This window comes from Schwartzia succinivorans DSM 10502, assembly GCF_900129225.1.
GTDB lineage: Bacteria > Bacillota > Negativicutes > Selenomonadales > Selenomonadaceae > Schwartzia > Schwartzia succinivorans.
Genome location: NZ_FQUG01000003.1, coordinates 389,716 through 405,387, shown reverse-complemented (window position 1 = coordinate 405,387; position 15,672 = coordinate 389,716). Strand labels below are relative to the sequence as shown.

Here is a 15,672-nt window from a genome sequence, read left to right as displayed (position 1 = left end):
CCATCCTGAGGGCAGGTTGCCTACGCGTTACTCACCCGTTTGCCACTAGGCTCATCAAAAGCAAGCTTTTAAATCGCCCCGTTCGACTTGCATGTGTTAAGCACGCCGCCAGCGTTCGTCCTGAGCCAGGATCAAACTCTCCAATATACTATTGAAGAACCTGTTTGGCTCTCTATAATCTTTTGAGTCTAAAGCTTTCGCTTTTCTCTTTAGAAATTGTTGGTTCATGAAGCTTTGCTTCATGCCCGACATCTGGCTTGAATCAATAGATGATTCATTTCTGCATTGTTTAGTTTTCAAGGAACACCTTGTGCTTCATCGTGCCCCGCACGAGTCAGCTTCTATATATTACCTCTTGTATACATTTTCGTCAAGCACTTTTTCAAATTTATTTTTAAAATAAAAAAATACCTGACGTATCGCCGCAAATACACGGCAATACATCAGGTACAATTTCTAAACAAAATCACGACAATCGCATCTTGAAATCTGTGTAGCCAAATTTTTTTACAATCTTCCATTTGCCATTACTGTCTGCTGCAATAATCGCCGGCAGAGGCATGCCGTTAAAGGTATTATTTTTTACCATAGAGTATATCGCCATATCACCGAAAACTATACGGTCTCCCACCTTCAGGGATTCGTCAAATGAATACTCTCCGATTATGTCACCTGCCAGGCACGTCGGCCCCGCCAGACGATAAGTATATTTCTTTTCTCCGTTCTCTCCGCTTCCATACACGGGCGGTCGATACGGCATTTCGATTACGTCCGGCATGTGACACGCGGCAGACGTATCCAAAATGGCCACAGGAATATCTGCGTTTACGATATCAAGCACAGTGCTCACCAAATCACCTGCATGGTATGCAACAGCTTCACCCGGCTCAACGTACACCTCAACGCCGTATGTATCCATCATGTGCTTAATACATTTTTTCAGAATGGGCATATTATAGTCAGCTCTGGTTATATGATGACCGCCGCCGAAATTTACCCATTTCATCTTGTGCAGATATTTTCCGAATTTCTTCTCAAACACTTCCAGTGTTTCCGCAAGCGGTTCAGCTCCCTGCTCACAGAGCGTATGAAAATGAAGTCCGGATATACCCTCCAGCTCCGATTCATCGAAATCAGCCTCGCGGATACCAAGCCTTGAGCCGGATGAGCACGGATCATAAATCGGTGTATCCTGCGTTGAATGTTCAGGATTTACACGTAGTCCGCACACGCAGTTGTTTTCCATTGCCGTCTTTTTATATTTTTTCCACTGCGCAAAGGAGTTGAATACTATGTGGTCTGCAGTCTTCGCTATTTCTTCAAATTCATCATCTTTGTACGCTGCGGAAAAAACATGCACCTCTCCCGGCATTTCCTCTGCCCCGAGTTTCGCCTCAAACAATCCGCTTGCCGTACTCCCATCCAGGTACTCCGCAATCATAGGATAAAAATGAAACATTGAAAATGCCTTTTGAGCCAGCAGGATTTTACACCCTGTATCGCGCTTTACTTCGGCCAAAATCTCAAGATTATGCTTCAACCTGTTTTCATCGACAATATAAGACGGAGTTGGCACGCTCTCCCAAACCTTCTCCATTCCCGGTGGAACAGAGTCTCCTTTTATAACCTTCAATTTTATTTCTCCTTTTAGGAAACCTTAGAAAAGGGCGCGGAAAACCGCGCCCTGACTCTTATTCTACCAGCTCCGGTTCACGGCTGACCTTCCACGGGAGTCCCCAGCGGTTCAGCGCATCCATAAATGGATCCGGGTCAAATTCCTCGATATTGTACACGCCCGGTTTATTCCATGTACCGTTCATAACAAGCATCGCGCCAATCATTGCCGGAACACCGGTTGTATAGGAAATAGCCTGTGAACCGACCTCTTTATAGCATTCCTGATGGTCGCAGACATTGTAAATATACAGCTTCTTATCCTTGCCGTCCTTCTTGCCCTGGAAAATACAGCCGATATTTGTTTTACCCTTGGTTCTTGGGCCAAGGCTTGCCGGGTCAGGCAGAACTGCCTTCAGGAACTGAAGCGGAATGATTTTCTTGCCCTCAAAATCAATTGGTTCAATAGAAGTCATTCCAACATTCTCCAGACATTTCAAATGCGTCAGATAGCTCTGTCCGAATGTCATAAAGAAACGGATACGTTTGATACCCGGCACATTGAGTCCGAGAGATTCAAGCTCCTCATGATGGAGAAGATACATGTCCTTGGGGCCGATTTCCGGGAAGTTATACACACGCTTGATTTCCATAGGCTCCGTGTACACCCACTTGCCGTCTTCCCAATAGCTGCCTTTTGCCGAAACCTCACGGATGTTGATTTCAGGATTGAAATTTGTAGCAAACGGATATCCGTGGTCGCCTGCGTTGCAGTCGAGAATATCAATATATTCGATAGTATCAAATTCATGCTTTACAGCATAAGCGCTGAATACGCCCGTAACACCCGGGTCAAATCCGCTGCCGAGAAGCGCGGTAATACCTGCATCCTTGAAACGGTCACGATATGCCCACTGCCACTTGTACTCAAAATGTGCTGTTTCAGGCGGCTCATAGTTTGCAGTATCAACGTAATGAGTTTTTGTCTTGAGGCACGCATCCATAATCGTCAAATCCTGATACGGAAGAGCAAGATTAAGGACTACATCCGGTTTGAAATTCTCGATAAGCGTAACAAGCTCATCTACATTATCAGCATCAACCTGAGCTGTAGAAATCTTTGTATTTCCTCCGTCAAGCTTAGCCTTCAGAGCATCACACTTACTCTTAGTGCGGCTTGCAATGCAAATTTCGCTGAACTCGCTGCTGTTCTGACAGCATTTATGAATTGCAACACTTGCGACACCGCCGCAGCCAATAATTAAAGCTTTTCCCATTTCTTATTCCTCCGTTAAATCAAATTTGTACCGGTTTAATAAAGGGCTTTTCCAAACCCAGAAGCATTTCCCGTAAAACCTTCAGCGCTGTGGCTGTCGATGCCCCGCTGGCGTCAAGCATAGGCGAAAGCTCAACCAGGTCACAGCCGACAACCTGACATCCCTGAATAATAGAAAGCATAGCATTAAAGAGCTGCATAAATGTTACGCCGCCCGCTTCAGGCGTACCTGTCCCGGGGAAGCATGAAGGATCAAGCACATCCAAATCTATTGTCAGATATACCGGTTTTCCCTTCAGCTGCGCAACAGCATTTTCCAACCCATCGAAATTGAATTTCTGCAGATGAGTATGCTCCTTCGCCCAGTAAAACTCTGCACGCTCACCGCTTCTGATGCCAAACTGCCAGATTCTGCCGTCTCCGACAAAATCCCATACCCTGCGGATTACAGATGCATGTGAGAGCTTAGCTCCCAGATAATCATCACGCAAATCCGTATGCGCATCAAAATGAATAACACACAGGTCAGGATATTTCTCATATACCGCCTGTATTGCCGGCAGAGATACCAGATGCTCACCGCCAATCAAGAGCGGCAATTTATTATCCTTCAAAATATCTGCCGCAAAGTCATGGATATCATCCAATGCTTTCTGTGTATCACCGAAGCAAAGCTCCAAATCACCGCCGTCAAAAACAGCAGCATCCTCCAAATCCAGATCCTGATAAGGACTGTACGTCTCAAGACCATAGGATTCAGCACGCATCATGCGGCTGGCAAAACGCGTGCCCGGACGATAAGATGTAGTCGAGTCAAACGGCGCGCCGTACAATACAATACGCGCATCCTCGTAATTAGCATCACACCCAAGGAATGTCTCAACATTTTTACTTTTATTCAACATCTTTCAATAACTCCTCTACGTAGGTTGGCAAAGCAAAAGAAGCTGAATGAAGGTTTGTATTGTAATACTTCAATTTTAACCCAAGCTTCTTCCATTTTTCAAAATCTACATCATTATACGGATGATATTTCTTTGATGCAAACCCAAAGAGCCAATGCCCCGAAGGATACGTCGGAATATGTGCCTGATAAACCCTTGCTATAGGGAATGAATTAACAATCTGCTTATGTGCTCTCTGCATCGCATAAGCATCGTTTGCATAAAACGGGCTCTCATGCTGATTAACCATTATTCCGTCATCCGTTAGCGCCTTATAACAGTTGCCGTAGAACTCTCTGGTAAACAGTCCTTCCCCCGGACCGAAGGGGTCTGTAGAATCCACTATAATCAGGTCATACTCATTTTCATGATGACGGATGAACTTCAGGCCATCCTCAAAATGCGTATTAACACGCGGATCCTCCAGCATGCCTGCTGTCTGCGGCAGATACTCCTTACATGCCGTTACGACCTCCTCATCAATCTCAACCAGGTCAACAGACTCAACTGACGAATACTTTACCAGCTCGCGGACAGTTCCTCCGTCACCGCCCCCGATAACAAGAATCTTACGCGGATTCGGATGAACACACATAGGCACATGAACAATCATCTCATGATACATGAACTCGTCCTTTTCAGTCAGCATCACATACCCGTCAAGCGCCAGCACCCTGCCGAATTCCTCCGAATCAAAAATATCAATTCTTTGAAACTCGCTCTGTCCGGTATATAACTGCTTATCGACCTTAATCGAAAAACGGACATTCTCCGTGTGATTCTCGGTAAACCATAAATCCATTATTTACCGCTTCCTTCCATAACATTCAGGTGTTCAATATCCATATCTTCAGGCCCTGTCATAGAGCAGCCCTTCTTCTTGGCGTAACGTATATATTCCAAAATCTGCGGCGTTATCAGCTCTCCCGGAGCAAGAATAGGTATTCCCGGAGGATAACACATAACGAACTCGCTGCAAACCTTTCCTGCTGTATCAGCAATCGGAAGCGAACGCTTCGGAGCGTAGAAAGCCTCCTGCGGCGGACAGCATACCTGCGGATTTATATATTCCGCCTCAAGCATACCTGAACGGTCCTTGCGGTAATTTCTCCGGATTTCGGAAAGAGCCGCAACAAGACGCTCAATATCCTTGGGACGGTCACCGACAGATATATACGCTAAAATATTTGCTATATCTCCAAACTCCGTCTGAATATCATACTCATCCCGCAAAAGGTCATATACCTCTATACCTGCGAGGCCGACAGACCTTGTAAAAATCGACAGCTTCGTAATATCAAAATCATAAATCGAATCGCCGTTTACCAGCTCCCGTGAATACGCATAATAATCACCGATGGCATTAATCTCCTCACGGGCGTATTCAACCATCTCTATTACCTTGTCAAAAATTTCTTTTCCCCGGAGAGCAAGGTTTCTTCTGGAAATATCAAGACTTGCCATCAAAAGATACGAACCGCTTGTCGTCTGTGTCAGATTTATAATCTGATGCACATAGCCCTCAGACACATTCGGTCCAATAAGAAGCATAGAACTCTGCGTCAAAGAGCCTCCCGACTTATGCATTGAAAGCGCCGCCATATCTGCACCGACAGTCATTGCTCCGGCAGGAAGCTTATCGTGGAAATAAAAATGCGTTCCATGCGCTTCATCTGCCAAAAGAAGCATACCGTGCTCATGTGCAAGCTTTGCCAAAGCCTCAACATTGGAGCATATCCCGTAATATGTAGGATTATTAACCAAAATCGCCTTGGCATCGGGATTCGCCTTCACTGCCTCCTCGACTGCGCGGTAGCTCATTCCCAAGGATATACCCAGAGATTTATCCATTTCAGGATCAATATATATCGGCGTTGCTCCACAGAGAATCAGCGCATTGATTGCGCTTCGGTGGACATTTCGCGGCATAATTATCTTATCGCCGCGCTTACACGCCGTCAGAATCATAGTCTGTACAGCCGAAGTAGTTCCGCCAATCATAAAAAAAGCGTGCGCTGCGCCAAATGCTTCGGCGGCAAGCTGCTCCGCTTCCCTGATAACAGAAACCGGATGGCACAGATTATCAAGCATCTTCATTGAATTCACATCAACCGAAAGACACTTCTCGCCCAAAAACTCTGTTAACTCCGGATTTCCCCTGCCGCGCTTATGTCCCGGTACATCAAACGGAACAAGACGCAGCCTCTTCATTTTTTCCAACGCCTCAAGAATCGGCGCACTCTCCTGAGAAAGATTTTTCATTCCCTGCTCAAATGTCTCCTTTATTGCCTGTAGGGATTATTCACGCACGAATAACCCCTGCAGCCCGATTTTATTTTGCATCAATAAACATTCCGTCCACTGAAAATCTCAATCATTTCCCTGCGAAGACTGTCGTGGATTGCAAGTCGTGTCTTCGGAGGAATCTCATAAATATCCGTATTAAACAGATAATTCTTCAAATCCAGCTCTTTTATGAGCATACGTGTATGGAAAAGATTTGCCTGATAAATATTGATATCCATAGCATCATAAACATCAAGCGTCTCTTTCTTTATGTAGTCCTGAATAGACCTCATCTCGTGATCCATAAACAGCTTCCTGCCTGTAATATCGCGGGTAAAACCGCGTACACGGTAATCCATTGTTATGATATCCGAATCAAAATTACTGATAAGGTAATCCAACGTTTTCAGCGGAGTAATAGTTCCGCATGTTGCTACATCAATATCTACACGAAAGGTAGCTATACTCGTATCAGGATGATATTCAGGATACGTATGCACCGTTACATGACTCTTATCAAGATGTGCAACAACAGCATCCCTCATAGGCTTCGGAAGCTTTGTCCCCTTGGTAACAGCAGCCTCTTCAGCAATAAGAAGCGTTACGCTGGCGCCCTGAGGGTCATAATCCTGCTTTGCAATATTTAATATCTTTGCGCCAATCATTTCAGTGACACGCGAAAGAATCTTTGTTAATCGCTCAGAGTTGTACTGGGAATCAATATACTTGATATAATCCCTTTGTTCACGCTGCGACTTTGCATAGCAAATATCATATATATTGAAACTCAAAGATTTCGTCAGATTATTAAAGCCATAAAGTTTGAGCTTTTCTTCCAACCGACATACATCCTTTCCCATGTCAATTACCGTGCTGTCTTTACACGCCTATAATTATAAGTAAAGTAATAAGAAAACGCAACAAAAACGATGATTACAGTAAAAAAGAAAATATATTTATGTCACGTTCATTTATTTTATCATAAAGCAAAAAAACTGCGCCCAAACTGCTCCCAAATTGCAAAAAGTAATCCTGTTTCGGGACAATTGCGCCCACTTACCTCAAAATGCAAAAATCCCGCAAACCTTATCAGTAAAGGCTTGCGGGATTATAATTTCATGGTGGAGACGAGGGGGATCGAACCCCTGACCTCCTGCATGCCATGCAGGCGCTCTCCCAGCTGAGCTACGCCCCCGAAAATCTACGCTTCATAGTATATATGGATTATCCGACAAATGCAATACCTGCGTTCACGACTTTTCTGCCCACCGCAGTTTAGTAGAATGTGCCCGGGGATTTTGGAAGCATTCTTCCTTTGAGGGACGTATCACCTGCTTTGAATAATCGCTGTACAGTCCCTCCCTATAGTGTTCACGGAATGCCTGCTTCACCATGCGGTCCTCGCCGGAATGAAAAGTCAGTATCGCAGCCCGTCCTCCGGGATTCAAAACCTCAGGCAGATGCGCCAAAAAATCATACAGCACTTCAAACTCCTGATTGACCTCTATCCGAAGAGCCTGAAATGTCCTTGCACATGACTTCTTTACAGCATCACGCAGCTCTGCCTTCGGCACCTTTGCCTGTATGAGTGCCTTCTCAACGACCTCATACAGCCCGCGCGTAGTTTCAATCCTTCCGCGCTTTTCCTCGCGGATAATCTGCTTCGCAATCGCATCCGCATAAGGCTCATCCGAATTTTCCTCAAGAACCGCCGCTATCTCATCCTGCTCCAGTCCTTCAAGATACTCTGCTGCCGACTGCCCCTTTTCAGGATTCAAACGCAAATCCAGAGGCCCATCCGTTTTATACGAAAAGCCCCTCTCGGGATTGTCTATCTGCATGGACGATACACCAAGGTCAGCCAGAATAAAATCAAACTTTCCCACCTGCTCAGCAAGCAAATAAAGCTCAGAAAAATTCATCTGCTTTACAGTCAGAATTTCATCACCATAGCCCAGAGCCTGCAGACGCTGAGTAGTTTTCTTTATCTCAATGGGGTCAACATCGCCCGCATAAAGATGACCTTTACCATGCAGACACTCCAGCATACGCTGCGTGTGCCCTCCATAGCCCAGTGTCGCATCAAAGCCCTGCATTCCCGGCTGTATCCGCAGAACATCCAAAATCTCATTTACCATAATAGGAATGTGCATGCCTGCAGGAGTGCTTCCCTTTTGAATTATCTTTTCTATCTCATCCCCGTATTTCTCAGGATTAAGCTCCTTATATTTTTCAGCAAAATTACGCGGATACTTTCCTGAATAATGAGGCCGCCGATGATGTACTCCATCGCCCTTTTGCACAGTCAAAACAAAATCAATCCTTCCACCCGATTAACGCTTATGCCTTGCCACGGTTTCCGTACATACGGTCATAATACTGCATATACTCGCCGCTGATGATATGCTGCCACCAGTCCTTATGCGTCAGATACCATTCTATCGTCTTTTGTATTCCTGTCTCAAAACGGGTTTCAGGCTCCCACCCGAGCGCCTCACGAATCTTAGTAGGGTCAATCGCATAGCGGCGGTCATGACCTTTTCTGTCGGCGACATACTCAATCAGGGACTCAGGTTTCCCGAGAGCCTTCAGAATGATTTTCACAACCTCAATATTCTGCTTCTCATTGTGTCCGCCGATATTAAACAAATCTCCGGCCTTTCCCTTGCGAAGAATCAAATCAATAGCAGAGCAGTGATCCTCTACATAGAGCCAGTCACGCACATTTTCACCTGTGCCGTAAACCGGCAGCTTCTTGTCATTGAGCGCATTGATAATCATCAGCGGAATCAGCTTCTCCGGGAAATGAAACGGCCCGTAATTGTTCGAGCATCTGGATATACTTGCAGGAACCCCGTACGTCCTGTGATACGACATCACAAGCAAATCCGCCGATGCCTTCGATGCAGAATACGGACTGGAGGTGTGCAGATTCGTTGTCTCCGTAAAAAACAAATCAGGACGGTCCAGAGGCAAATCGCCATACACCTCATCAGTAGAAACCTGATGATACCTCTGTATCCCGTACTTCCTGCACGCATCCAGAAGAACGCCCGTACCCATGAAATTCGTTTTCAAAAACTGCTCAGGATTCTCAATAGAGCGGTCAACATGGCTCTCCGCCGCAAAATTCACGATAATATCAGGCTTCTCTTTCTCAAACATATCGTAGACAGCCTGACGGTCAGCTATATCCGCATGAATAAACCTGAATTTCGGATTTTTCTCTGCTTCCTGAAGTGTTTCAAGATTCCCGGCATACGTCAGCGCATCATAGCAGATAATAGTATCCTCAGGATGATGCTCCAGCTCATAATATACAAAATTACTTCCTATGAACCCTGCTCCGCCTGTGACAACAATATTCATTCTTTTGCCTCCTCATAGACAAAATTCAAATTCGTTCTCTCACTCAGAAGCGGTGCCTTCTCATCCTTATCCGACAAAATAATCGGCTCAAGCTCCCAGTCAATACCAATCTGCGGATCATTCCAGCGGATATTTCCATCGCATTCAGGCGCGTAATAATTATCCGCCTTATACTGAACCTCCACATTATCCGTCAGCGTAATAAACCCGTGCGCAAAACCGCGGGGTATAAAAATCTGCTTTTTATTCTCAGCGGAAAGCCTTACACTGACCCACTTTCCGTACTGAGGCGAACCCTTGCGGATATCCACAGCAACATCAAGCAGCTCTCCCCGGGTGCAGCGGATAAGCTTAGCCTGACTCATGGGATTCAGCTGATAATGAAGTCCCCGGAGAGTCCCCTTCTGCGCGGAAAAAGAATGATTATCCTGAACAAAATCAACAAAAATACCTGCTTCCTCCATTTTGCGCTGTGACCAGCTCTCCATAAACCAGCCACGGGCATCTCCAAAAACCTGAGGAGTAATCACATAAACACCCTTTAAGCTTGTCTCTTCTATATTCAAAACGACGTCCCCCTCAATATCCCTTTTCACTAATCATCTGCATCAAATACTGACCGTATTCATTCTTCTTCAGCGGCTCAGCCAGCTTCTGTACCTGCTCTGCGCTGATTCGTCCCATACGGTATGCAATCTCTTCTACACATGCGATTTTAAGTCCCTGGCGGGCCTGAATCGTCTGGACAAACCCTGCCGCCTGCATCAGCGACTCATGAGTACCCGTATCAAGCCAGGCGTAACCGCGGCGCATCTTCTCCACACGGAGCTTACCTGCCTCAAGATACGTCTTATTAACATCAGTAATCTCAAGCTCGCCTCTGGCAGACGGCTTCACGGAACGGGCAACCTCCACAATATCCGAATCGTAGAAATAAAGACCTGTAACCGCATAATTGGACCGCGGATTTTCAGGCTTTTCCTCAAGACTCAAAGCCTTTCCGTCCTTGTCAAACTCAACAACGCCATACCGCTCAGGATCCGCAACATAATACGCGAAAACCGTTGCACCGTCATCCTTCGACGCTGCGTTCTGCATAGCCACAGCCAAATCAGAACCATAAAAAATATTATCACCGAGAACAAGCGCGCAGCCCTCTCCGTCTATGAACCTCTCGCCAATCAAAAAAGCCTGCGCCAGTCCGTCAGGACTCGGCTGAACCTCATAGGAAATCGAAATCCCCCACTGACTGCCGTCTCCCAAAAGCTCACGAAAGCTCTGACTGTCACGGGGAGTAGTAATAACCAGAATATCATCAATACCTGCAAGCATCAAAGTCGAAAGAGGGTAATAAATCATTGGCTTATCATACACAGGCATAAGCTGCTTTGACACAACCTTGGTCAAAGGATACAGCCTGGTACCCGACCCGCCGGCCAAAATAATACCTTTCCTTATCATCACGCAACCTCCGTTATCGTAAATCTATATAAATATTCTACGAAAAGCTTATATATCCTGCAATACGCCAACATAAAAAAAGAGGAGGCCGAAACAGCCTCCCGAAAATTTACATTACCCGACGCGCACCGATGTAGCAGCCGCCCCAATACTCACTGTACAGTGAGTCAATTGCAACGCCGCGGCTCGATGAAGCGTTGATGAAGTTTCCGTTGCTCAGATAGATGCCAACATGAGATGCTCCGTAATCATACGTTGAAAAGAAAACCAAATCGCCCGTGCGAAGATTGCTCATCGCAACAGGAGTTCCGACCTCGTACTGTTCGTCAGCCATGCGCGGCAGATAAATACCTGCATGAGCAAAAACATAACGGACATAACCCGAGCAGTCAAAACCGCTTGGAGAAGTCCCTCCGAACACGTACGGTACACCAATATACTCCATCGCCGTCTGAACGATACGACGGTAGTAATAATTGGATCCGCGGCTTACCTCCGGCATACTCTTACCCAGCAAAGCCGAGTAAGTAGAAGGTCCGACCTGGCCGTCTACCTCCATCCCATGTGAGGCCTGAAATTCCTTAACTGCAGCGACTGTACCCGGGCCATAGTCACCATCGGCGACCACATCAAACCCCAGATCAGCCAGAGCACCCTGAATCTCAGCGACATCATTCCCCTGATCTCCCACGCTGAATGACTCTGCACTCACCACGGAAAAGCAGCACATGCAAAGCAACGAAACAAAAAGAATACGTACTGCTTTACTCAAAAAGCCACTCCTCTCTCTATTCGCCTACGAGGTTAGCTGCCGGGTTAGGGTAGAGAAGACCACCCATGTCAATTCAACAAAGAAAAAACAACATTCACCCCAAAAACTTGGTTCCCCCGCTCCTGAGCTGGACTCGGCTTTATATGGGATTTATGCATCATAAAAATGCACAATCCAAACTCACGATATATATTATACGCCTTTATTGAATAAAATTCCTGCTTTTTGAGAAAAAAATTTACACATGGACATACCTGTTTGCGTAGAAAATCAAGGAATAATAAATATCGCATCAGACTATAATCAACAAATCATATCATCATGCCCCAAAAACAAAAAAGCTGCCTGCAAAAACAGACAGCTGTAAAAATCGTGCGAGTACTCAATAAGCCGAGTTCTGTACCGCAAAGCGGCAGCAATCATTTATCTGGACTTACAGTTACCTGCAAGCTCAAGCGACTCAACCCGGAAGGTTCCGCGGGCCGCATCATCCCTTCCCTATTTGGTCTTGCTCCGCGTGGGGTTTATCAAGCCAGCCAGTCACCTGACTGCTGGTGCGCTCTTACCGCACCTTTCCACCCTTACCGGTTGCCCGGCGGTTTTCTTTTCTATGACACTTTCCCGAAGGTCACCCTTGCTGGACGTTATCCAGCACGCTGCCCTGTGGAGCCCGGACTTTCCTCAAGTGCCTCAAGGACACCAGCGATTGCCTTTCATACTCGCAAGTATAAATTATAGCGCCTTCGTTAAAATACGGCAACAAAAATTACATAAAACTAAAAAAATCCTTCAGCATATCATCTGCAGCAACCTCTACATCCTTTCCTCCGCGCACCTTCCCAAGCTCATCACGAAGATACCCGGCCACCACAGGCACAACAGGCTGCTCCGTTGGAAAATGCCCGGCATCAACCACATGAATACCCAGCTCAACAGCACGCTGCGCATCATGATAACGCACATCCCCGGTAATATAAACATCACAACCCATAAAAGCCGCCTTCTCAATAAACTCCGCACCGCTTCCGCTGCAGAGCGCGGCCTTCTTTATCAGACGCTCACCTGCCCTCACAACACGAATCGAATCAGCCCCAAGGCCCTCCTTCACCCGTGCCGCAAAAACATCCAAAGTTACAGGAGCTTCCACAGAGCCAATCCTTCCCAGACTATACACAGCTCCCTTATTTGCCAGCGGATACAAATCATACGCAGGCTCCTCGTACGGATGAGCCTTTACCAGCTCCCGCACAACCTTCCCCTGAAGCATCGAAGGGAAAATCGTCTCTATACGCACCTCATCCACAGCCTCGCGTGTACCCTCTGTCCCGATAAAAGGATGAGTCCCCTCAAGAGGCTTGAATGTACCCTTTCCATCAACATTAAAACTGCACTCGCTGTAATTCCCGATATGACCTGCCCCTGCAGAAAAAATCGCATCACGCACAGCATCCGCATAATCCCTCGGAACATACACAGCCAGCTTCACCAGCTTCTCTTCCCCCGTTGTATCAAAAGGCTGCAGTTCGCCAAGACCGCACCTTTCCGCCAGCACATCATTAACTCCGCCCCGGGCAATATCCAGATTCGTATGCGCCGCAAAAACAGCAATATCATGCTTCAAAAGCCTTGCCAGCTTCCTTCCGTCAGGCAAATCAGTACGAATCTTCTTCATCGACCTGAAAATCAAAGGATGATGAGAAACAATCATATCATAACCGCCCTCAACCGCGCGGTCGATAACATCATCCCGCACATCAAGGCAGACAAGAACCTTATTTACCTCCTGTGAAGGACTGCCAACCAACAGCCCAGGATTATCCCAGTCTTCAGCTAATTTTTTTGGAGCCAGCCTCTCCATGGCATCCATGACTACCTGACACTTCACCATTGTTTTCCCTCCATCTCCCTGATTTTCGCACCTATCTCACGAATCCGCTCAATATCAGGATGACCGCTTCTCCTAAGCCCATCCAGAATACGCTGATACTTCGCAATCCGTTCCTCCACATGCCTTGTATACAGCTCAGGCTTCCTGCTGCACAGCACAGGCCCCAGCTCAAGCAGCACAGGCTCAGGCACAGCCTCTGTACCCGGCTCCGCCGCAATTATTTCATAAAGCCGTCCGTCCACCTCGGCCAGGCTCTCATCTGCGACATGCCAGCCGTTCTTATAAAGCCACGCGCGAAGCATCGGCGCATCATTCATCGGCTGCAAAACCACCCGTTTCAACCTTCCGAACACAGACGGTGCCGCATTCAGGATATGCGCAATAAGCTCGCCGCCCATACCCGCAATACAAACATAATCCACCTCACCGGGCTCCAAAGCCATGAGTCCGTCACCACAGCGGACGGGAATCTTCTCCAAAAGACCTGCTGAACGCAAAGTCGCCCGCGCCGCCTCACACGGTCCCTCGTTTTTATCCGTAGCTATTACGAAATCCGCGCCGCCATCAGTAAAAAGATACATCGCCAAATAAGCATGGTCAGAGCCTACATCCGCCACACGCGCCCCTGCAGGCACAAACGAAGCAACCGCCCTCAACCTGTCATCCAATTTCTCCATAATGCACTCCTCTTTCAAATTTGACGCATGCTTGCACTAATCAGTCACGCAAGCACCCTACAGGAACAACAAAAATTCCATCCTTCCGCTTATATGCGAATTTGCCCATCCCAGTTAATACCATACAAAATGCGGGGGATTTCATACGTGTTGTATCAATACTCTCAGCAAGAGCAGCTAAAGTAGAAGCCCCTTTATCCACAGCGTCCTCACCGCCAAGCTTTATTTCAATAAGACCATATTCACCATTTCTCAGATGAATGACCGCATCACATTCCAACCCGTTTTTATCACGATAATGATACACCTGTCCATCAAGAACCTCTGCATAAGTCCGTAGCTCCCTTATGCACATATTTTCAAAAAACAACCCCATAGTATTCAAATCATTAATTAAATCATTTGGTCCTATTCCCAAAGCAGCCGCACCAATAGACGGGTCGACAAAATACCTTGTGTCTGACGTGCGTATAGCTGCCTTAGAACGCAAATTTGGATTCCAAGCCAGCGAATTTTCAATCACATATATTTGTTTTAATGCATTTATATAATCACTTACAGTAACACTCGAAAGAGTCGTTTCCTCATTTACCGCCATATCTGATGCCAAAGAATTGATACTTGCCTGTGAACCCACAGCACGCGCATACGCCCGAAGCAGTCTTTTAGTATAATCACCGCTGCGTTTTTTTCCATCAACGCGGGAAATATCACCTTCCACAACTGTATCAAAATAATCAATAGCCTGACGCAAAGCTATATCCTTAGGACACCCCAAAGCCTGAGGCCATCCACCACGGCATATTAAATAAGCTATATCATCAATATCTAACTCATTTTCACCGTCAACATCATGCGCATTTTCAAACAGTGCTTTCAGTGACACCTCTCCGGATGATTCACCTGATTCATACAACGTCATAGGACGCATAGTCAAATTAGCAATACGCCCGGTTCCCGTATGAGTTACCTGTGAAGTATCAGGTGGCACAGCTGAGCCTGTCATAATGAACTGACCAAATGCCCCCCTCTGATCGACAGCAAAACGAACAGCATCCCACAGCTGTGGTGCAATCTGCCATTCATCTATCAAATGAGGTGTATCCCCCTGCAATAACCGTGACGGCTTTAATACAGACAGCTCCAAATATTGCGCCTTATTATCAGGATCCTGCATAAAAATAACACTCTGTGCTGCCTGCAGCGCAGTAGTAGTTTTTCCACACCATTTTGCGCCTCTGACAAGCACAGCACCTTTACTGGCCAAGTGCATCGCCAACAGCTTATCTGCCAGTCTTGGCATATACTTCTTTGCCATGACAATCCCTCCATTTAGGGCAATTATAGCACAACTTATCCATTTGGCGCAATTTCACTTATCCATT

The 15,672-nt window shown here is 46.5% G+C and carries 14 protein-coding genes, 1 tRNA gene, 1 rRNA gene, 1 other RNA gene and 1 riboswitch; all 17 genes read right to left on the bottom strand.

Annotated elements, in window-relative coordinates; genetic code table 11:
• A 16S ribosomal RNA gene (locus BUA83_RS04870) occupies nucleotides 1-147 on the bottom strand; the annotation flags it as partial.
• 319 nt (nucleotides 148-466) lie between these two features.
• The gene (gene nspC / locus BUA83_RS04865) at nucleotides 467-1,597 is read right to left on the bottom strand and encodes a carboxynorspermidine decarboxylase (protein WP_072935098.1); all 1,131 of its coding nucleotides are present in this window, start codon (nucleotides 1,595-1,597) and stop codon (nucleotides 467-469) included.
• 94 nt (nucleotides 1,598-1,691) lie between these two features.
• Entirely contained in the window at nucleotides 1,692-2,891 is a 1,200-nt protein-coding gene (locus BUA83_RS04860) for a saccharopine dehydrogenase family protein (protein WP_072935050.1), read from the bottom strand.
• Between the two features lie 19 nt (nucleotides 2,892-2,910).
• Nucleotides 2,911-3,795, bottom strand: a complete 885-nt coding sequence (speB, locus tag BUA83_RS04855; RefSeq protein ID WP_072935049.1) for an agmatinase — start codon at nucleotides 3,793-3,795, stop codon at nucleotides 2,911-2,913.
• Entirely contained in the window at nucleotides 3,785-4,636 is an 852-nt protein-coding gene (gene speE / locus BUA83_RS04850; RefSeq protein WP_072935097.1) for a polyamine aminopropyltransferase, read from the bottom strand. The genes speB and speE overlap by 11 nt, the downstream gene beginning before the upstream one ends.
• Nucleotides 4,636-6,096 (bottom strand): aminotransferase class I/II-fold pyridoxal phosphate-dependent enzyme, encoded by a 1,461-nt coding sequence (locus BUA83_RS04845; RefSeq protein WP_072935048.1) that lies wholly within the window; start codon nucleotides 6,094-6,096, stop codon nucleotides 4,636-4,638. The genes speE and BUA83_RS04845 overlap by 1 nt, the downstream gene beginning before the upstream one ends.
• 80 nt (nucleotides 6,097-6,176) lie before the next feature.
• Entirely contained in the window at nucleotides 6,177-6,959 is a 783-nt protein-coding gene (gene speD / locus BUA83_RS04840) for an adenosylmethionine decarboxylase (protein WP_072935047.1), read from the bottom strand.
• A 280-nt stretch (nucleotides 6,960-7,239) separates the two neighbouring features.
• A tRNA-Ala gene (locus BUA83_RS04835) sits at nucleotides 7,240-7,315 on the bottom strand.
• A gap of 55 nt (nucleotides 7,316-7,370) precedes the next feature.
• Nucleotides 7,371-8,423, bottom strand: coding sequence for a 16S rRNA (cytosine(1402)-N(4))-methyltransferase RsmH (gene rsmH, locus BUA83_RS04830; RefSeq protein WP_072935096.1), 1,053 nt, complete (start codon nucleotides 8,421-8,423; stop codon nucleotides 7,371-7,373).
• 37 nt (nucleotides 8,424-8,460) lie between these two features.
• Nucleotides 8,461-9,489 (bottom strand): dTDP-glucose 4,6-dehydratase, encoded by a 1,029-nt coding sequence (gene rfbB / locus BUA83_RS04825; protein WP_072935046.1) that lies wholly within the window; start codon nucleotides 9,487-9,489, stop codon nucleotides 8,461-8,463.
• Entirely contained in the window at nucleotides 9,486-10,055 is a 570-nt protein-coding gene (gene rfbC / locus BUA83_RS04820; protein WP_072935045.1) for a dTDP-4-dehydrorhamnose 3,5-epimerase, read from the bottom strand. The genes rfbB and rfbC overlap by 4 nt, the downstream gene beginning before the upstream one ends.
• 13 nt (nucleotides 10,056-10,068) lie before the next feature.
• Nucleotides 10,069-10,950 carry a glucose-1-phosphate thymidylyltransferase RfbA gene (gene rfbA, locus BUA83_RS04815; protein ID WP_072935044.1) on the bottom strand — a complete coding sequence of 294 codons (882 nt, stop codon included), beginning with the start codon at nucleotides 10,948-10,950 and terminating at the stop codon, nucleotides 10,069-10,071.
• Nucleotides 10,951-11,059: 109 nt separating this feature from the next.
• Nucleotides 11,060-11,680 carry a C40 family peptidase gene (locus tag BUA83_RS04810; RefSeq protein WP_407695183.1) on the bottom strand — a complete coding sequence of 207 codons (621 nt, stop codon included), beginning with the start codon at nucleotides 11,678-11,680 and terminating at the stop codon, nucleotides 11,060-11,062.
• 47 nt (nucleotides 11,681-11,727) lie between these two features.
• A riboswitch (cyclic di-AMP (ydaO/yuaA leader) is annotated at nucleotides 11,728-11,871 on the bottom strand.
• A 222-nt stretch (nucleotides 11,872-12,093) separates the two neighbouring features.
• Nucleotides 12,094-12,444, bottom strand: an RNA gene (gene rnpB / locus BUA83_RS04805) — RNase P RNA component class A.
• A 44-nt stretch (nucleotides 12,445-12,488) separates the two neighbouring features.
• Nucleotides 12,489-13,610, bottom strand: coding sequence for a Nif3-like dinuclear metal center hexameric protein (locus BUA83_RS04800; protein WP_072935042.1), 1,122 nt, complete (start codon nucleotides 13,608-13,610; stop codon nucleotides 12,489-12,491).
• A complete protein-coding gene (locus BUA83_RS04795) occupies nucleotides 13,604-14,287 on the bottom strand; it encodes a tRNA (adenine(22)-N(1))-methyltransferase (protein WP_072935041.1) in 684 nt (227 codons plus the stop codon). The genes BUA83_RS04800 and BUA83_RS04795 overlap by 7 nt, the downstream gene beginning before the upstream one ends.
• Nucleotides 14,288-14,327: 40 nt before the next feature.
• Nucleotides 14,328-15,605 (bottom strand): ATP-binding protein, encoded by a 1,278-nt coding sequence (locus tag BUA83_RS04790; protein WP_072935040.1) that lies wholly within the window; start codon nucleotides 15,603-15,605, stop codon nucleotides 14,328-14,330.
• Between the last annotated feature and the right edge of the window lie 67 nt (nucleotides 15,606-15,672).